A 19,198-nucleotide genomic window follows, 5' to 3' on the forward strand; every position below is an offset into this window, starting at 1 on the left:
CGAATATTATTTTGATTTATTTGCTTCTTTAACGTATTTGTCTAATGCCATTGTCATTGACGGCGTCTGTGGTGTTGGCACCTCAATATCTACACGTAATCCCATCTCTTTTGCTTGATCAACTGTTGATTTTCCGAAAACCGCAATCCTTGTATTTTCTTGTACAAAATCCGGGAAATTTTCAAATAATGATTTAATTCCGGAAGGTGTAAAGAAAACGAGAATATCATATTTTACATCAGATAAATCTGATAAATCACTTGATACAGTTCTAAACAAAGTTGCTTTTTGCCAAGTTAATCCTAAACTATCTAACAACGTAGGAACATTTGGTTTTAAAACATCAGATGCCGGTAATAAAAAGTTTTCATCTTTGTGCTTCTTGAATAAAGGCACCATGTCGGCAAAAACTTTTTCTCCAATGTAGATTTTACGTTTTCTGTACACAATATACTTTTGCAAATAGAAAGCAATCGCTTCAGATTCACAAAAATATTTCATTGAATCAGGAACAGTAAATCGCATTTCTTCAGCTAAACGAAAAAAATGATCAATCGCGTTTCTGCTTGTAAAAATAACAGCAGTCACTTTACTAAAATCAATCTTTTGTTGTCTAACTTCTTTAGCGTCTATCCCAACAACTTGGATAAATGGTCTAAAATCAATTTTGATTTTATTTCTTTTTTCAATCTCGTAGTATGGCGAGTTTTCTGCCTGAGGCTTAGGTTGTGATACTAATATTGATTTAACTTTCATAGTAATTTTAGATTACTTTACCTACAATTAATAGCTTTGCTAAAACCATTATAGGTAAAATTTCTAGGGTGCAAAGGTACAAAATATTATAATACCAAATCGATTTATGGTCACTTATTTGTTTGGCATAAATATTATAAATTTCAAATATTCTATTCAAAAACAACAAAATAAAACCAACAATCATCAAATAATCTTTGTTAATTTGTGTATAAAAAAATAAAAAACAAATAACTAATAAGAGTAAAACATTCTTCGCATTTACAAAACTCGAACTTTTCATAAAATATGAGACGGAGCTCGATTCGTAAAAAACACGGTAAAATGTCACTTCTATCAACAGCCTGAAAAGCATAATAATACTTATCACTCCGAACGTAATTCCCACACGCGACAGATAATAAAACTTAAAATTAGGAACATGATTATAATTGATGTCAAAGTAAGAAACCAACAATAGACTAATCAACAAAACTGTCACAGCATTGACAATAAAACTAAACAGCGTCGTATTATCATCTGTAAAACTCATGTATTCGGTTTTATTATCGAGTGTCTTAAAATTTTTTGCAAACAGGTACTTGGCTGCACAAACCAATAATAAACACACTGTGAGAGCAATAAGCACCGTATCATTGCCAAGTGTATTTTTTCCTATCGAGATTAAATCGTTTGTTTTCATAATTTTTCCAAAAATACAAAACACTAACAATCTTATAACTATCTTTATGCCCACAAAATTATATTTATGTCGGACAAATTAGTGATCATCCCGACCTACAACGAAAAAGAAAACATAGAAGCCATTATTCGTGCAGCTTTAGCTGTTGACGGAGATTTTAATGTGTTGATTGTTGATGACAGTTCTCCTGACGGAACCAATGCTATTGTACAGCAATTGATTCCTCAATTTCAAGGACGTTTGCATTTGGAAATTCGAACAGTGAAGGATGGCTTGGGACGTGCATATGTACATGGTTTTAAATGGGCTTTGGCGAATCATTACGATTATATTTTTGAAATGGATGCTGACTTCTCCCATAATCCTAATGATTTACCCCGTTTGTACGATGCTTTAGCTGATGGTGCCGATGTAGCTATTGGTTCGCGCTATTCTAACGGTGTAAATGTCGTGAACTGGCCCATGAACAGAGTTTTGTTATCTTATTTTGCTTCAAAATATGTACGCATTATTACACGTCTGCCTGTACACGATGCAACTGCCGGATTTGTTGGTTACCGTTCCGCTGTTTTAAAGACTTTAGATTTAGATAAAATTAAGTTCAAAGGGTATGGATTTCAGATCGAAATGAAATACAAATCATGGATCAAGAAATTCAAACTGAAAGAAGTTCCTATTATTTTTACAGATAGAACTTTAGGCGAATCAAAAATTAGCTCTGATATTATTGGGGAAGCTGTTTTTGGTGTAATTTCGTTACGATTAAGAAATATATTCGGTCAATTATGAAATATGTGTATGTAACAATCGTTTTGTTTTCCGCCATTTTTAGTTGTACACCTAAAAATTATGAAAAACCCGAGGATCTTATCAGTAAATCGGATATGATCGAAATTATAACTGATTTAACGATCAGTCAGCAAGGTTTACAAATGTTTCCTGTTCAAAATGAAGATCAGAGTTTACTTTTGGCCAAAGATGCTGTAGACATTATGAAATCTTATGATGTAACGTTTCACACTTTTGAAGAGAGTTATAAATACTACATGATGCAGCCCGAAAGCTTCAAGAAGATGTTAGATAAAGTGAAAAAAAATCTTGAAGATAAATTATCAGAGGAAGAAAAAGAGCGTCAAAAGAATCAGAAAAATTCCCTCGAAATGAATAAAAATTAAAAAAACGCAAGTCTCAATCGACTTGCGTTTTTTTTATAAATAAATATTTTAACGTACAACTTGAATTTTACACTTTCAAAAGCTTCTCAATACTGATTGTGAGACTTTTTGTTTATATTAAACCAATATTTAATCCTTATCAAAAGTACTATCTGACACAGAATTGAAATCAAATTAATTCGTTTATTTACATACACTTACCATTAATTTAAATAATAAGAGCAAGGCGATTTCTCTAAAGGAATAAAAAAATAACCTTTACAAGAGTATTCTGGTTTTATTGAAAAATTACTATATAAAAAAAGCTCTAATCAAATTGATTAGAGCTTTGAGGTTCCTAGCGGATTCGAACCGCTGTGGACGGTTTTGCAGACCGCTACCTAGCCTCTCGGTCAAGGAACCATTCCCGTTCTTTTGGATTGCAAATATAGCAATAATTTCAGAAAAAAAAACTTTAATAGCTTTTTTCTAAAATTATACTCACTTTTTCTACATGCCCGCCAATAGGAGGATTCAGCTTAGATAATTTCACTTTTGCATACGTAACATTTGTAAGTTCCTGTCCTATACGATCTAAGACTCTTTTACATACATGTTCTAATAATTTTGAACGAATACCAACCTCCTCTTTTACAATTTTATTCAACGAAACATAATCCAAGGCATCAACTAATTCGTCCGAATGGCACGCTTCTGAAAAATCAGCATGCGCTTCCAAATCAACCAGATAATCAGATCCTATACGTGCTTCTTCATCTAAACAACCATGATTTGAATAGATTTTTATATTTTCTAAGATAATTATTCCCATGCATCAAAGATAAAAAAAGACTTGTGTATTTCTACACAAGTCTTCTATAGTTTAATTTTTTAACCTTCTTATTTTGCAGATGCAAATCTTTCTGCTACTTTATCCCAGTTAATTACACTAAAGAAAGCTTCAATGTAATCAGGACGACGGTTTTGGTAATTTAAGTAATAAGCATGTTCCCAAACATCTAATCCTAAAATTGGGAATCCTTGTACATCAGCAACCGGCATTAATGTAGAATCTTGGTTTGGTGTTGATGTCACAACTAATTTACCATCTTTTACAATTAACCAAGCCCATCCAGAACCAAAACGTGTTGCCGCAGCTTTAGAAAACTCATCTTTAAACGCTTCAAAAGATCCAAAAGCAGCATCAATCGCCTCTGCAACTTCTGCAGTTGGCTGGTTGCTTCCTCCCGGAGTTAAAATTTCCCAAAATAAATTGTGGTTATAGAAACCACCTCCATTGTTACGAACAGCCGGTTTATCTGTTCCTTTTGCTAAAATTTCTTCGATTGTTGCATTTGCTAAATCAGTTCCTTCAATTGCAGCATTCAGGTTATTTGTATACGCAGCATGGTGTTTATCATGGTGGATTTCCATTGTTTTTGCGTCAATATGAGGTTCTAATGCATCAAATGCATAAGGTAATTTTGCTAATTCGAAAGCCATAATATTAATTTTTTAGATTTAATTTTATTTGTATAAAGATATACAATAACTCAACAAATATAATTCCGAAACGATAGAATTTTAACATTATTTAATAGTAAAAGCTTATTTTAGTAAAAGATTTTAAATTTTTAAAATGAAAATACTTTGGAAAATAATAAAATGGTTCATTATTATTATTTGCATTTTAATTCTAACCCTTTATGCAACAGGCAATGATTACATTTTTCGTGGTGTAAAATTAACCTATATGAAAGGTGAAAAAACAGCAAACATTGATGATTATAAAGATTTTGATAATAATATAATTTTAGCAAGTTCTCCACGTGTTTGGCTTCAACATTTAGATTACAATCAATTTCCATTGTCAGCTAATTTCGAAAAAGAGATGAAAGATTTCGGAACAGCCGGATTTGTCATCATCAAAGATAATCAACTATTGAGTGAGTATTATTTTAACGGTTACGCTCAGAATGATCTCACAAATTCTTTTTCAATGGCAAAAACATTTACAACCATGCTGCTAGGAAAAGCTATTGAACAAGGATACATCAAAAGTTTAGATCAAAAGATTACCGATTTTATTCCTGAATTTAATGATGATAAATTCGGCACTCAATGTACTGTAGGCGATTTATCTGCCATGACTTCCGGTTATGACTGGGACGAAGATTACTATTTCCCTCTTAATCCTACTGCTAAAGCATATTACGGTGATGATATTGTAAAACAAATGCTGAACAGAAAATTTGTTGCTCAACCCGGAGGACATTTCAAATACCAATCAAGTGATACACAATTATTAGGAATTGTGATTGAACGCGCTTTAAAAAACAAATCATTATCACAATACTTTCAAGAAGAATTCTGGCAGCCAATGGGCATGGAATTGGACGCACAATGGTCGAAAGATAACCCAAAAGGAATGGAAAAAACCTATTGCTGCTTCAATGCAACAGCAAGAGATTTTGCAAAGCTGGGACAATTATTACTGAATAATGGAAATTGGTACGGAAAACAAATCTTAGCGTCGACTTTTGTTCAAAAAATGGTTCTTCCAAATACAAAAGCATTCAATCCGAATGAGCCAAAGATTTATGGCTATTCTGTTTGGATGGATTATGATTATAAAACACCCTTTTATACAATGCTTGGACATTTAGGTCAGCGTGTCATTGTGGTTCCTTCAGAGAAATTGGTTATAGTAAGAACAGGTAAAACACATCATGACCAACCAAACAATCGTCCGATTGCTGACGGAGATGTTTACAGATTGGTTGACGAAGCAATGCGTATTAATGAAAAAGTAAAAGAAAATGATACAACGAATTCCTTACACTAAAATATTGTTTTTAGACATCGAAACGGTTCCACAAACCGATGATTGGAATCTTCTATCAGAGAGAACAAAAGCTTTATGGGAAAAGAAAACTGTTTTTCAACGTAACCATGATGAGGTTTCTCCTGAAGAATTTTATCACGAACGCGCCGGAATAATGGCTGAATTCGGAAAAATCGTTTGTATCTCAGTCGGAATTGTCGTGAAAGATTCTTTTATACACATCAAAAGTTTTTATGGACATGATGAAAAAAAACTGCTCGAGGATTTTAACGCCATGCTTATTGAGAATTTTTTCAAACCTGATCATCTTTTATGCGCACACAACGGTAAAGAATTCGATTTCCCCTACATTGCCCGACGAATGATGATTCATCAGATCGAAATTCCCGCAATTCTACAATTGTTCGGAAAAAAACCATGGGAAGTACAGCATTTAGATACCATGGAATTATGGAAGTTCGGCGATTACAAAAATTTCACTTCACTGGATTTATTAGCGAATGTATTCGAAATACCTACACCAAAGGATGATATCGATGGTTCACAAGTTGCGCGCGTATATTATGACGAAAATAATATTGAACGCATCAAAGATTACTGCGAAAAAGATGTTGTTACCTTAATCAACGTTTTCAGAAAAATGAGGTACGATGAGCCTTTGCATAGAAAAGAAGACTTATAATATTTTATACAGCTTGCCCGAAAGTAAGTAGATTATGATCCGGGTCAAGAATAGAAAATTCTATTTGTCCCCACGGTTTTACTTGCAACTTTCCATTGGGATGAATTTGGATTTTATTTTTTACAAATGTTTCGTAAAGCAATTCAATGTCAGCAACACGGATATAAACTTGTCCATAATTTTCTTCCGGAACCAACTCTTCAAACTTGAAAAAATGAATTTCTATTCCATCTTTTCTCACCATAAAATAATCTTCCAAATCATTTAAAAATGGGACAAACCCTAAGTGGTCAACATAATATTTAAATGTAATTTCTTTACTTCTCATAGGAAGTTTGGGATGAATTTCTAAGAACATACTACACGAATTTGCATTAAAAATAAAAAAATCCGCCTAATAAGCGGATCTTTTTATCTCTCTATTTTAAAGATTAATTTTCATCGTCTTCTGCCGAATCTGGTTCATCGCGAAAGTTTTCAATCAATTCTTCTTTTACTTTCAATTGAACTTGCTCTACCGAATTTCGGTACATTTTTATAATTGTACCTGTGTATTCTTCTAAGTCAACCAAATCTCCTTCTGCCAATTCTTTATCGGGATAACATTCCGAAATCAATCCGGCCAAAGTATCATAATGTTCGCTTTCCTCAAATCGAAACGGAACCAAACGATTAATATCACTTATCGCATTATGTGCATTGACATTATAAACTCCTTCCGATACACGAGAAACAATAGGATCTTCATTATCATATTCATCCTGAATTTCTCCTACCAATTCTTCCAGAATATCTTCCATCGATACAATTCCGGCAACTTCTCCAACTTCATTCGTTACGATAGCAATCTGCATATGCTTTTTCTGAAATTGTTTCATTACATTTTTAATCAATGCATTCTCTGAAATAAAGATTGGTTCGCGCAATAAACCTTCAATCTCAGTCTGATTAGGATTTTCTAACAATTGTTTGATTAAATCTTTTGCGTAAATAATCCCTTTAATATTATCAAATTCTTCTTCGTAAACCGGGTAACGCGAATATCCTTCATTGATCGCATAATCCAACGCATCTTTAACAGATGTATTAATATTAATGGCAGAAACATTTTTACGTAATGTTTGAATATTCATCACTCGACGGTCATCAAATTCAAAAACATTCTGAATCAAATTTCTCTCTGATTCTTCAATTGCTCCTCCTTCAGTACTTTCAGAAATAATCATTTTCAACTCTTCTTCAGTATGAATTTCACCTCCATGAATAGGGTGAATTCCAACCGCTCGAAGTATCACATTTGCCAATCCATTCATTAATACAATAAGTGGTTTGAACACAAAATAAAATGCGCGAAGTGGCCAAGCAACCGTAAAAGTTGTTTTTGTCGGATACTGAATTGCAATAGATTTCGGTGCTAATTCACCAAAAACAATGTGTAAAATTGTAATGATCACAAAAGCTGCCGGAAATGCAACATTATGTGCAATTGTCGTCCAAGATGGTGATGTTAAACCTAAAACTTCAAATAATTTCACAATAACCGGCGTCAGAGAACTCTCTCCTACCCAACCCAAACCAAGTGAAGCTAAAGTAATCCCTAATTGTGTCGCTGCAAGATAAGAATCTAAATGTGTAACAATTCGCTTTGCAGCGTTAGAAGTTCTTTCATTAATATCCTGATTAACTTCAATTTGAGACGAACGTACTTTTACAATTGCAAACTCAGCCGCAACGAAAAAACCATTTAATAAAACAAGGAAAATTGTAAGCAAAAGTTTTGCTATAGAAATTTCATCGGTGACATTGTGATTAGCAACTAAAAACAATGTCGAAATCTGGGAGTATGTATCCATTCTTCGAATTTAAAAAACTGACTTGTGATAAGTTTTTATAAGTCAGTAAATCAATACATCTAAATTAATAAAAAAAATTAAAAATCGCAACGCTTTGATTCGTAGCAAAACTACAAAATTTATAAATACAAAATCTTAGAATTTGTAGATATGAAAAAATGACAAAAAAATCACTAAATTTCCACTTCATTTACTAAGCAACTGATTGCAATGCAAAAGCAAGATTTACATTATATCATTGAGGTCAAAAATTTATCGATTTCCTTTGGAAACAAACAAGTTTTGAATAATATTAATTTCAAAGTGGAACAAGGTGATACCTTGGGAATCGTTGGAGAATCAGGCTCTGGAAAATCTTTAACTTCATTGGCAATTATGGGATTGTTATCTCCGGCAGCAACTATTCATCCTGAAAGCGAAATTCTTTTTGCTCAAAATGGTGAAATGATCGACTTGCTACAATTTTCACCTAAAGAATTAGAAAAAATAAGAGGAAATGAGATAGGGATGATTTTTCAAGAACCTATGACCTCACTTAATCCGAGCTTACGTTGTGGAGAACAAGTGGAAGAAGCTATTCGTTTGCATCAAAATGTATCAAAAGAAGAAGCGAAGAACAAAGTTCTTCACCTGTTTCAACAAGTGAAGTTACCTAATCCAGAACGCATCTATAAAGCTTATCCACACGAATTATCTGGAGGACAAAAACAACGTGTAATGATTGCAATGGCAATTTCATGCGAGCCTAAATTATTGATTGCTGATGAACCGACAACAGCTTTGGATGTAACAGTACAAAAAGCAACATTAGATTTATTAAAGGAATTACAAGAGATAAATAACATGAGTATGTTATTTATTTCGCATGATTTGGGAGTGATTTCAAATGTATGCGAAGAAGTTTTAGTCATGTTTCGTGGTAATGTTGTAGAACAAGGTAATGTCGAAACCATTTTTCATCATCCAAAAGAAAATTATACAAAAGGATTAATCGCTTGTCGTCCTCGATTGGAGGAACGCGCAAAGCGCTTGCCTACAGTAAAAGATTTTTTAGAAAATCCTGAATTTAAAACAGAAACGTATACGGAAAGTGAACGTGAAAATTTTCACGAAAAGATTTATGCCAATCCTCCTATTTTAGAAGTTAAAAACCTGAAGAAATATTTTTATCCTTCTACTCTATTTGGGAATGCTAAAATTCCGAATGTAAAAGCGGTTGATGATATTTCTTTTAAAGTATATCCTGGAGAAACCATGGGATTGGTTGGAGAATCCGGCTCCGGAAAAACGACATTAAGTAGAACAGTCTTATTATTAGAAAAACCAACAGAAGGTGAAATCTATTTCAATGGAGTTGACATTACAAAACTTAAAAAGGAAGAAATTAGAAAATTAAGGCGAGAAATTCAGATTATTTTTCAAGATCCTTACTCAAGTTTAAACCCTCGTCAAACAGTTGCGCAAATTATTACCGAGCCTATGCAAGTTCATAAAATCGGTCTTCATAGAACAGAGCGACTGCAAACAGCTTCTTCTCTTTTACAAAAAGTTGGTCTATCCGAACAAGACTTGAATAAGTATCCACATGAATTTTCAGGTGGTCAACGCCAACGCATCGGAATTGCACGAGCATTAGCGCTTAATCCGAAATTTATCATTTGTGATGAATCCGTTTCTGCTTTAGATGTCTCGGTACAAGCACAGGTGTTGAATTTATTAAATGATTTAAAAACAGAATTTGGTTTTACGTATATTTTTATTTCTCACGATTTGGCAGTTGTAAAGTACATGAGCGATCAATTGCTGGTTATGCAACATGGAGAGATGAAAGAATTGGATGATGCTGATAAAGTATATACACATCCTACAACAAACTATACGAAAGAATTGATCGCAGCTATCCCGAAGTTATAAAATGATTGCATAAAAAGTTATAAAAGCGTTTGAGGTTTATTTCCTCAAACGCTTTTTTTTGATCATAGTATCATTTGAAATATTCAAAATAAAGTATTTTATATACTCAGCAAACAACGCAATAATTCGTATGCCATATAACATTTTCTACTTGGCACCATTCTTGTAAAATTAAACAGATTAATAATAAAAATCAATTCTTTTTACTAAAAACTACCATCTTCCACTAAATAAAACTACCATTTTATCACCTAAATCAAAAATTAAACTAATGAAAACAAAAAATAACTTTTGTAATGCATTTTTATTGAAGTTTAAAGAAATTAATCTTTTAACATTTATACTAGCTTTATCCTCTTCAACATACGCACAAGTAGGCATAAACACTCAATCTCCACAAGCTATGTTCCATCTCAAAAATACAGAAACCAATGTTCAGAGTTCTGCATTAAAAGTTGAAGGAGAAATTAAAAAAAATATATCTGATGTCACTTCTAGTGACAGGGAGATATATTTAGACAACCAAGGAAACTTATTTTCTACACCCCCAAAGCAGCTTGCTTTGAACCTAGTCGTAAGTTTAAGCCCTTCTACAGATGCAGGTACAACTTGTCTAAGCGGAGACTTAGGAGCAAACATTCGTAGAGTCATATATAACCGCATCGTATATAGCTCTGTTAACCCATCTGCAACTATTTTTAATACAACAACAGGAGTATTCACGGCTCCAAAAACAGGGTATTATCAAATAGACTTAAATTTAGGATTAGTAAACAATAGAACAACCTCTAATAATAATGGTGTAAATGCTGAACCCGGGCAGGTAATGTTAAGACTTGGCGCTTCTGTTGGAAACCAAGAAAACTTTACTTCCGGCAATGCCAGTTTTAGTTTTTTAAATCAAAAATTAAATGCCAGCGGAACCTTTAATGGCGTTAGACACCCAGAAATTTTAACAGCGAAAGGTGTTATCTATCTTACAGAAGGACAAAAAATGTCAGCCGGAACGCGTTTTATTACTCCAGAAAACTCTTCAAACGGTTTTACTTGTAATGTTGAAACATTGAATTACAGACGAGAGAACGTAAGTACGATGATTATTACATATTTATCAGAGTAAAAATAAAATTTACCTATAACTTATATACTTTAAAAATAGGAATGATGGTATCATAAAGTATAATAAGATTAAAAGCTTGGATAAATAATCCGAGCTTTTTTATTTGACGAGAAATATTATTTAATCTTCAAATAAACATTTACTCGTGATTAATTACGATAACTAATAGCTTTTAAACCCTTCAAAATTCTTGACACAAAAAAATAATTGCGTATTAATATGAAGTTTATTACTTATTCAATTAATAGAATTCCGAAGCAAATGAAATAATCACTCTTTTAATTTTTTTGATCATCATTCGCATTAATAAATAAAAGTGAAATTAGTCAAACACTTCTTATGCCTGACTTATACTTTATCGAATACTTACCGATATCTAATCAAGGAAAAGCGAATGAAGTAAATTAAAATTTAATCGTAAAGGTAACCCAACCTTTAAACCAACTATTTTATCAGAAAAATAATGGAACCATCTAAAATAAAAAAAGCATCCAAAATTGGATGCTTTTTTGTAGTCCCTAGGGGAATCGAACCCCTCTTTCTAGAATGAAAATCTAGTGTCCTAACCGATAGACGAAGGGACCTCCTTTCGTATTATTGTGGTGCAAAAATAAACGTTTATTTTTTATTACCAAACAATTTTCGAAAAAATTTATTTTTTAAAAAAGTTAAGTCAAATTTGTAGTCCCTAGGGGAATCGAACCCCTCTTTCTAGAATGAAAATCTAGTGTCCTAACCGATAGACGAAGGGACCACTTTAATATGAATTAACTAATTCGAATATTCTTTTTTAATGAACGTCAATTTGTGTTGGGATGTGTAGAAAAGTCGATGTATAATTCTAATAATTTGAACCAAGTTGAATTATACAGCGACATTTTCATTCCCGATTAATCATCTAAACAATATGATTAACCTTTACAAACAAAACACAAAAAACAATTTCCTTTACACAGTATTCTACTGGTTGTTTAATAAAACATCAACAACTATGAACAAGGAAAAAAAAGATTGCAATAATGCAATCCATCTATTAATTTGTAGTCCCTAGGGGAATCGAACCCCTCTTTCTAGAATGAAAATCTAGTGTCCTAACCGATAGACGAAGGGACCACTTTATTTTTTTAAGCTAATCCCGCGATATGTTTCGCTAACTTTGATTTTAAGTTTGAAGCTTTATTCTTGTGAATAATGTTTCTTTTTGCTAACTTATCAATCATTGAAGAAACTTTTGGAAAAACAGTTTCTGCTTCATTTTTATCCGTTTCAGTTCTTAAAGCTTTAATCGCTGTACGAGCTGATTTGTGATAGTATTTATTGCGATCGCGTCTTACCGCTGATTGTCTAATTCTTTTTAATGCTGACTTATGATTTGCCATAACTTAAATCTCTTTCTATTTTAGTTCGGCAAAGATATAAACAAAAATTCTATCTCGCCAAATTAATTTAATAATTTTCTAAAACACTTTTATGTAGCCCATAGGAGAATCGAACTCCTGTTTCCAGGATGAAAACCTGATGTCCTAACCACTAGACGAATGGGCCGCATGACGGCTTAAACACTTCTTGTGAAAAGCGAGTGCAAATGTAGAACTATTTTTTTTACTTCCAAATTTATTTAAAAGTTTTTTTGAAAATATTTATGTTAAAAAATGTTAAGGAAGTTAATTTTTTGTCAAAACAACTCTTATATATAATGAGTTATATTTTTAACAATTACTTTAGCGGTGCTATTAAAAAATTATACAACGAAAACTCAACATATGAAGGCATCAATATTAGGTGTAGCTGCAGTGGTTTGTACGATGTTTATCACATCGTGTTCATCTTTGACCCCTGTGAATGAAGCTACAGAATATTCTTCGAGAAGTTTCATTCTGAAACCAAGAGCTGTAGAAGCTCAAGCTAAAATAATCAACAAGCATGCCAATTTGGATGTTACACCAATAGAAATTAACGACGAAGCGAAATCTATGGTTGTATTAAACAGTGTTTTAGAAGAGACGAACGAATTGTTTTCTGGATTTTTATTAAAAGAAGCTGAAACATATATTGGTACTCCATACCGATACGGAGGCACAACAAGAAATGGAATTGATTGTTCTGCCTTTGTTAGAAATGTTTTCGAAACTTTCAATAAAAATTTACCTCGCGTATCAGCAGATCAGGCAAGAGAAGGATTTACGGTTAGTACCGCTGAAGCAAAAGAAGGGGATTTAGTTTTCTTTGCAACAAGAGGTCGTGGTAGAGTTTCACATGTCGGAATTGTACACGGAAGAAATAAAGATGGTGTATTAGAGTTTATCCATTCATCTACTTCCCAAGGTGTAATTGTTTCTTCCTTAAACGACAGATACTGGGGACCAAAATTCTTATACGTTAAAAGAGTATTATAATTCGATATAATCATTTCATTATCATAAAAAAAGCTTCAAATTAAATTTGAAGCTTTTTTTATACAATTTATTCCTAGTTATTTTCGATGTTCTTTCAAAATCATTACAAATAAAACCACTAACGGAAGTATCATTCCTAAAATATAATAGGTGTTAATTTGTAAAATGGTTGGATAAAATATTACCGCAGATAACATCCCGACAATTGCTCCTCCTAAATGGGCTGAATGTCCTATATTACCCAGATTCGTTTTCATTCCATAAACCGAATATCCTAAATATAGAATGGCAAAAATCCATGCCGGAATAGGAATGGCAAAAAACAATCTCAACTCCATCTCCGGAAATGCTGCAATTGCTGCAAATAAAATTCCTGTCACCCCTCCTGAAGCTCCTACAGCAGAATACCAATTTTCTTTTTTGTGAATCAACAACGACAAAAGATTTCCACCGACAACAGCCGCTAAAAATATCAACAAGAACATGCCGTAGCCAATATTTAATTTAGCATTGGAAAAATCACCAAATAAAAATCCTTCAGGACTGGCAAAGAATCCAATAACAGGGTTCGCAAAAAAGTACAAGGTTAACATATTAAATAACAAGTGTGTGAAATCTACATGTAAAAAACCCGAACTTAAAATTCTGTAGTATTCTTTATGATGTGTGATTGATCCAACCTGAAATTTATACTTATCAAAAAAAGTATAATCATTAAATCCTTTCCAACTTACCAAAACATTTAGTCCAATTACGGCCAATGCTACAAGTGAGATTCCTCCCATTATTCCTCTATATTTTTTTCTTGATTATTACTCTCTTCAATTGTATCAAACAACGTTGGTTGTTGCTCTTCTTCCATCATCTCTTCCTCTTCTTCAGGTTCTTCAAATGGAAGTGGCGTTAAAACATTAATTTGCTTCAGTTTATATGCTGTCAACTGATTTCCTTGCGCTTTAATTCCTTTAACTGCAATAAATTCTTCTAAATTAATGACTTCTGATTCTTTTTCTATTCCTTTCACTTTTGGAAAAACCAATTCGATAACAGGTAAATAATCCGTCGAAACCACTTTGATTGAAGACTTATTATCTTCCAAAGAATAAAAAATTTGAGGTGAAAAAGTATCTTCTAAGGTAAATCGTTTGACAAAATAACGGTCTTTTTCTGCATCAAAATACACACAAGAAATCGGTTTGTTCGGTTTCCATTTCTCAATAATTTCTAAATCTTCATCAAAACGATTACTTAAATCGAACGAAACTAATTTAGCTTCTCCTTTTTTATTAATTGTTAAAATCTTATCATCTCCTTTGAAAGAACCAAGTAAAATACCCAATCCATCAGCGTTTAAACGTTTTGTATCCGTATCAAACCAAATTTGACGAGGTGCCAAAGTCGAAACACCTTCTTCTTTCAATTCTACTTTTTTAATCGGATACTTTGTAACTAAATTCCCTTTCGATGCGCGTCCTTTAATCGCTAAATCTGCAAAATTAATATCAAATTTCAGTTTTTTAATGCGCTGGTGTGTTTTCAAGATGATTGAAACGACTTCTGCTTCACCGTTAGGATTCGCAGAAAAATACAACACTTCCGAGCCTTTATTTCCTGCCGTCAAATCGTACGCTTTATCACGTGTAATCCCTGTAACTGCAAATCTTTTTTGATAAGCCGGTCCATTTTTCCCATCACGGTAAATTAAATTATAAATGGTGCGTTTATCGTTTTTATGCCAAATTCCGACATGAATAATTCCTTTTCCCACAAAAGTTTTTGCATCAACTTTCGTTACAATCATCGAACCATCCTGTTTGAATACAACAATATCATCAATATCTGAACACTCAAATAAATATTCGTCTTTTTTCAATGAGGTTCCAATAAAACCTTCGGTTCTATCTACATAAAAACGAGTATTTGCAACGGCAACTTTTGTCGCATCAATTGTATCAAATGTTCTGATTTCAGTTTTACGCTCCTTGTCTTTTCCGTATTTCGTTTTTAAATTTTTAAAATAATCAATTGCATAATCAATCAAATTAGCTAAATGATATTTTACATTTTCGATTTTTTCTTCTAAAGATTCAATAAATTGCTGTGCTTTATCCAAATCGAATTTTGAAATACGTTTGATTCGTATTTCAGTCAAGCGCGTTATATCTTCTTCTGTAACTGAACGAATCAAATGCGAAATATATGGTTTCAATCCTTTATCAATAGCCCCAATAACTCCTTCCCATGTTTCTTCTTCTTCAATGTCATGGTAAATTCTATTTTCGATAAAAATTCGCTCCAACGAAGAAAAATGCCATTGTTCTTGTAATTCATCCAACTCAATTTCCAACTCTTTTTTCAACAACTCAACGGTATTGTTTGTGTTATGAATAAGAATTTCAGAGACCGTTAGAAACTCAGGTGTTTGCTCATTAATCACACATGCATTTGGCGAAATGGAAATTTCACAATCTGTAAATGCATACAGCGCATCTATTGTTTTATCCGGGCTACTTCCAGGAACAAGATGAATCAGGATTTCGACTTCGGCAGCTGTATTGTCTTCAATTTTCTTGATTTTGATTTTACCTTTATCGTTGGCTTTCAAAACCGAATCAATCAAAGAACCTGTTGTTGTTCCGTAAGGAATTTCTGTAATTTTAAGTGTTGTTTTATCCTCTTGTATAATTTTTGCACGAATACGGACTTTACCTCCACGTAATCCATCATTATAATCAGAAACATCAATCAAGCCTGATGTTAAAAAATCAGGAAAAACTTGGAATTTCTTTCCCTTAAGATGTAAAATTGAAGCATCGATTAATTCATTAAAATTATGTGGTAAGATCTTGGTAGACAATCCCACTGCAATACCTTCCACTCCTTGTGCCAAAAGCAACGGAAACTTAATTGGAAGATCGATTGGTTCTTTATTTCGACCATCGTAAGAAGGCTGCCATTTTGTAGTTTTTGGATTATAAACAACTTCTAAAGCAAATTTCGTCAATCTCGCTTCAATATAACGAGAAGCTGCAGCTCGGTCACCAGTATAGACATTCCCCCAGTTTCCCTGCATATCGATCAATAATTCTTTTTGACCAATCTGCACCATTGCATCGGAAATCGCCATATCACCATGTGGGTGATATTTCATTGTATTTCCTACAATATTTGCGACTTTATTATATCGTCCATCTTCCAATTCACGCATGGAATGTAAAATTCTACGCTGAACCGGCTTCAATCCATCGTAGATAGACGGAATTGCTCGTTCTAAAATTACATAAGAAGCATAATCAAGAAACCATTCCTGGTACATACCAGAAACCTTCTTGATGCTCTCTTGATTGTCTTGCATCATGTTATATAGCTACTTCTACATTGTTCCTGACCTCATCATTAGACTTTACTATTTTGTCTAATTCGGTCAAAATACTATTAATATTTCGATTAGAAATAAATGCTAAACGAAATTTTACTTTTGTTAAATTGTTTGGATTCTTCTTACTATTAATATAAAGAACAAGATTTTTAGATAGAATGCCATTGTGGAACTCATACTTGATCAATTTATATTTTGGTAAATCTATTTTGTTAATTTTTGAATCTATAAAGGATAAAAATCCAACATTTTTAGTCTCAAAAGTTATCGTTTCACCTTTTGTATCCATTACAAAAAATTGATTTCCACTTTTATAACTAATATAAATTAACAAACAAATAAAAATGGTTACAACATAAGGTGACACAATATGATACTTGTGTGGTAAAACACCTGTATACATTATAAGGTTTAGAATGATTAAAATAACGATTGCGATATTCAGTACTTTGAATAACTGAATCACATTTTTATTATTTTTTTTCATAATTAAAATAGGTATTTGGTTAGGTAGGAAGTAAGTTTTGTGGTATATAAATTAGTTTTTTATGGCTTCTATCGCCAAATTGTTAATAATAAATTCTTGTCTTGTCGGAGTATTTTTTCCCATATAAAATTCTAAAAGACTATCAATTGTTTGATCTTTTCCAATCATAACCGGTTCCAATCGAATATCTTTCCCTATAAAGTGCTTAAACTCGTCCGGAGAAATTTCTCCTAATCCTTTGAATCGTGTAATTTCAGGATTTTTGATTTCTTCCAATGCTTTTATTCTTTCAGCTTCAGAATAACAATAACGTGTCTCCTTTTTGTTTCTTACACGGAAAAGTGGTGTTTGCAAAATATACAAATGCCCTTCTTTTATCAATTCCGGAAAAAATTGTAAGAAAAACGTAATAATCAATAAACGAATGTGCATCCCGTCTACATCGGCATCAGTTGCAATCACCACATTATTGTAACGCAAATCCTCCAATCCTTCTTCAATATTTAGAGCCGCCTGCAAAAGGTTAAATTCTTCATTTTCGTACACGATTTTCTTTGTTAAACCATACGAATTCAAAGGCTTTCCTCTCAAACTAAATACCGCTTGCGTTTCGACACTTCTACTTTTTGTGATCGATCCACTGGCAGAATCTCCCTCGGTAATAAAAATTGTAGTATCCAAGCGCAATTCAGCTTTTGGATCATTGTAATGTTGACGACAATCACGCAGCTTCTTATTGTGTAAACTCACTTTTTTCGCACGATCACGTGCTAATTTTCGTATCCCGGAAAGCTCTTTCCTTTCTGTTTCAGATTGCTTTATCTTACGTTCCAGAGCTTGTGCAACCTCTGTATTTTTATGTAAAAAGTTATCGAGGTTGGTTTTGATAAAATCGTTTACAAACGTACGAACCGTTGTCATCCCCGGTCCAATTTCGTTGGAACCAAGTTTTGTTTTTGTTTGAGATTCGAAAACAGGTTCAATCACTTTAATTGAAATTGCACCAATGATTGATTTTCTAATATCCGCAGGATCATAATTTTTATTATAAAATTCGCGAACAGTTTTCACTACTGCCTCTTTAAAAGCTGTTAAATGTGTCCCTCCCTGCGTTGTATTTTGTCCATTCACAAAAGAATAATAGGTTTCCGAATAGGATTTAGAACTATGTGTCATCGCAATTTCGATGTCCTCTCCTTTCAAATGGATAATGTCGTAAATCGTTTCTTCCTCTATATTATCTTTCAATAAATCTTTTAATCCGTCTTTTGAAAAGAATTCTTCTCCATTGAAAATGATTTTTAATCCCGGATTTAAGTAAACATAGTTTTTCAACATTTTGTCTACATATTCTTTTCTGAATTTAAAATTTAAGAAAATTGATTTATCCGGAACAAATGTAATTTTAGTTCCTTTTCTCAAAGAAGTTTCTTTTTCATCTTCTTGGGCTTTTAAAATTCCTTGCTCAAATTCAGCTATACGCGTTTTTCCATCTCGGATTGATTGCACCCGAAAAGAAGTTGACAATGCGTTCACTGCTTTGGTACCAACCCCATTCAGTCCAACTGATTTTTTGAACGCCTGTGAATCGTATTTACCCCCCGTATTCATCTTAGAAACAGCGTCTACCATTTTCCCTAGTGGAATACCACGACCATAATCGCGAACCGTCACTTCATCTTCGCGCAGATTTATTTCGATTGTTTTCCCTGCACCCATTACAAATTCATCGATACAGTTATCCACAATCTCTTTCAACAAAATATAAATCCCATCATCCTGAGACGAACCATCTCCCAGCTTCCCAATATACATCCCTGGTCGCATGCGAATATGTTCGCGCCAATCAAGTGTTTTGATATTGTCTTCTGTATAATTTACCTGTTGATCTATTTCTGACATTTGAGTTGTTGAGTGTTAAACGAGTTTT

At 32.9% G+C, this 19,198-nt stretch carries 18 protein-coding genes and 5 tRNA genes; 7 read left to right on the plus strand and 16 right to left on the minus strand.

Annotated features, from left to right (window positions below; genetic code table 11):
• Window positions 1–6: 6 nt before the first annotated feature.
• Together H277_RS0106570 and H277_RS0106575 are read right to left on the minus strand one after the other, a co-directional pair.
• A complete protein-coding gene (locus tag H277_RS0106570; RefSeq protein ID WP_019974792.1) occupies window positions 7–756 on the minus strand; it encodes a uroporphyrinogen-III synthase in 750 nt (249 codons plus the stop codon).
• Window positions 757–763: 7 nt separating this feature from the next.
• Window positions 764–1,438 (minus strand): DUF4271 domain-containing protein, encoded by a 675-nt coding sequence (locus H277_RS0106575; RefSeq protein WP_019974793.1) that lies wholly within the window; start codon window positions 1,436–1,438, stop codon window positions 764–766.
• Window positions 1,439–1,504: 66 nt separating this feature from the next.
• On the opposite strand from H277_RS0106575, the gene H277_RS0106580 reads away from it, so the two are divergent.
• Together H277_RS0106580 and H277_RS0106585 are read left to right on the plus strand one after the other, a co-directional pair.
• A complete protein-coding gene (locus H277_RS0106580; RefSeq protein ID WP_019974794.1) occupies window positions 1,505–2,227 on the plus strand; it encodes a polyprenol monophosphomannose synthase in 723 nt (240 codons plus the stop codon).
• Complete coding sequence (locus H277_RS0106585; protein WP_019974795.1) at window positions 2,224–2,613, plus strand: DUF4296 domain-containing protein; 390 nt, start codon at window positions 2,224–2,226, stop codon at window positions 2,611–2,613. The genes H277_RS0106580 and H277_RS0106585 overlap by 4 nt, the downstream gene beginning before the upstream one ends.
• A 331-nt stretch (window positions 2,614–2,944) precedes the next feature.
• On the opposite strand, the gene H277_RS0106590 is transcribed toward H277_RS0106585, so the two are convergent.
• The 3 genes from H277_RS0106590 to H277_RS0106600 all read right to left on the minus strand — a co-directional run bounded on the left by H277_RS0106590 (window position 2,945) and on the right by H277_RS0106600 (window position 4,095).
• A tRNA-Cys gene (locus H277_RS0106590) sits at window positions 2,945–3,015 on the minus strand.
• Between the two features lie 52 nt (window positions 3,016–3,067).
• The gene (gene folB / locus H277_RS0106595) at window positions 3,068–3,424 is read right to left on the minus strand and encodes a dihydroneopterin aldolase (protein WP_019974796.1); all 357 of its coding nucleotides are present in this window, start codon (window positions 3,422–3,424) and stop codon (window positions 3,068–3,070) included.
• A gap of 68 nt (window positions 3,425–3,492) precedes the next feature.
• The gene (locus tag H277_RS0106600; protein WP_019974797.1) at window positions 3,493–4,095 is read right to left on the minus strand and encodes a superoxide dismutase; all 603 of its coding nucleotides are present in this window, start codon (window positions 4,093–4,095) and stop codon (window positions 3,493–3,495) included.
• Window positions 4,096–4,231: 136 nt separating this feature from the next.
• Between H277_RS0106600 and H277_RS0106605 the strand changes: the two genes are divergently transcribed.
• A complete protein-coding gene (locus H277_RS0106605) occupies window positions 4,232–5,437 on the plus strand; it encodes a serine hydrolase domain-containing protein (protein WP_019974798.1) in 1,206 nt (401 codons plus the stop codon).
• The gene (locus tag H277_RS0106610) at window positions 5,412–6,119 is read left to right on the plus strand and encodes a 3'-5' exonuclease (protein ID WP_019974799.1); all 708 of its coding nucleotides are present in this window, start codon (window positions 5,412–5,414) and stop codon (window positions 6,117–6,119) included. Before H277_RS0106605 ends, H277_RS0106610 begins: the two co-directional genes overlap by 26 nt.
• Window positions 6,120–6,123: 4 nt before the next feature.
• Here H277_RS0106610 and H277_RS0106615 read toward each other — a convergent pair whose 3' ends face one another.
• Together H277_RS0106615 and H277_RS0106620 are read right to left on the minus strand one after the other, a co-directional pair.
• The gene (locus H277_RS0106615) at window positions 6,124–6,477 is read right to left on the minus strand and encodes a bleomycin resistance protein (RefSeq protein ID WP_019974800.1); all 354 of its coding nucleotides are present in this window, start codon (window positions 6,475–6,477) and stop codon (window positions 6,124–6,126) included.
• A 73-nt stretch (window positions 6,478–6,550) separates the two neighbouring features.
• Window positions 6,551–7,972 carry a hemolysin family protein gene (locus H277_RS0106620; protein ID WP_019974801.1) on the minus strand — a complete coding sequence of 474 codons (1,422 nt, stop codon included), beginning with the start codon at window positions 7,970–7,972 and terminating at the stop codon, window positions 6,551–6,553.
• A gap of 210 nt (window positions 7,973–8,182) precedes the next feature.
• Here H277_RS0106620 and H277_RS0106625 point away from each other — a divergent pair, with 210 nt between their 5' ends.
• The gene (locus tag H277_RS0106625; protein ID WP_019974802.1) at window positions 8,183–9,886 is read left to right on the plus strand and encodes an ABC transporter ATP-binding protein; all 1,704 of its coding nucleotides are present in this window, start codon (window positions 8,183–8,185) and stop codon (window positions 9,884–9,886) included.
• 271 nt (window positions 9,887–10,157) lie between these two features.
• The gene (locus H277_RS0106630) at window positions 10,158–11,006 is read left to right on the plus strand and encodes a hypothetical protein (RefSeq protein WP_019974803.1); all 849 of its coding nucleotides are present in this window, start codon (window positions 10,158–10,160) and stop codon (window positions 11,004–11,006) included.
• Between the two features lie 512 nt (window positions 11,007–11,518).
• Here H277_RS0106630 and H277_RS0106635 read toward each other — a convergent pair.
• The 5 genes from H277_RS0106635 to H277_RS0106655 form a co-directional block, all read right to left on the minus strand.
• A tRNA-Glu gene (locus H277_RS0106635) sits at window positions 11,519–11,590 on the minus strand.
• 98 nt (window positions 11,591–11,688) lie between these two features.
• Window positions 11,689–11,760 (minus strand) — tRNA-Glu (locus H277_RS0106640).
• 287 nt (window positions 11,761–12,047) lie between these two features.
• A tRNA-Glu gene (locus H277_RS0106645) sits at window positions 12,048–12,119 on the minus strand.
• Window positions 12,120–12,130: 11 nt separating this feature from the next.
• Entirely contained in the window at window positions 12,131–12,385 is a 255-nt protein-coding gene (gene rpsT, locus H277_RS0106650; protein ID WP_019974804.1) for a 30S ribosomal protein S20, read from the minus strand.
• Between the two features lie 94 nt (window positions 12,386–12,479).
• Window positions 12,480–12,551, minus strand: a tRNA-Glu gene (locus H277_RS0106655).
• A gap of 218 nt (window positions 12,552–12,769) precedes the next feature.
• Here H277_RS0106655 and H277_RS0106660 point away from each other — a divergent pair.
• Entirely contained in the window at window positions 12,770–13,402 is a 633-nt protein-coding gene (locus tag H277_RS0106660) for a C40 family peptidase (RefSeq protein ID WP_026357453.1), read from the plus strand.
• A gap of 77 nt (window positions 13,403–13,479) precedes the next feature.
• Here H277_RS0106660 and H277_RS0106665 read toward each other — a convergent pair whose 3' ends face one another.
• Genes H277_RS0106665 through H277_RS0106680 form a run of 4 tightly spaced genes read right to left on the minus strand, consistent with a single transcriptional unit; the run spans window position 13,480 to window position 19,170 of the window.
• A complete protein-coding gene (locus H277_RS0106665; RefSeq protein ID WP_019974806.1) occupies window positions 13,480–14,187 on the minus strand; it encodes a rhomboid family intramembrane serine protease in 708 nt (235 codons plus the stop codon).
• Window positions 14,187–16,757, minus strand: coding sequence for a DNA gyrase/topoisomerase IV subunit A (locus H277_RS0106670; protein ID WP_019974807.1), 2,571 nt, complete (start codon window positions 16,755–16,757; stop codon window positions 14,187–14,189). The genes H277_RS0106665 and H277_RS0106670 overlap by 1 nt, the downstream gene beginning before the upstream one ends.
• A gap of 4 nt (window positions 16,758–16,761) precedes the next feature.
• Window positions 16,762–17,268, minus strand: a complete 507-nt coding sequence (locus H277_RS0106675; RefSeq protein WP_019974808.1) for a hypothetical protein — start codon at window positions 17,266–17,268, stop codon at window positions 16,762–16,764.
• Between the two features lie 51 nt (window positions 17,269–17,319).
• The gene (locus H277_RS0106680) at window positions 17,320–19,170 is read right to left on the minus strand and encodes a DNA topoisomerase IV subunit B (protein WP_019974809.1); all 1,851 of its coding nucleotides are present in this window, start codon (window positions 19,168–19,170) and stop codon (window positions 17,320–17,322) included.
• Window positions 19,171–19,198 lie beyond the last annotated feature (28 nt).

Source organism: Empedobacter brevis NBRC 14943 = ATCC 43319 (assembly GCF_000382425.1).
GTDB lineage: Bacteria > Bacteroidota > Bacteroidia > Flavobacteriales > Weeksellaceae > Empedobacter > Empedobacter brevis.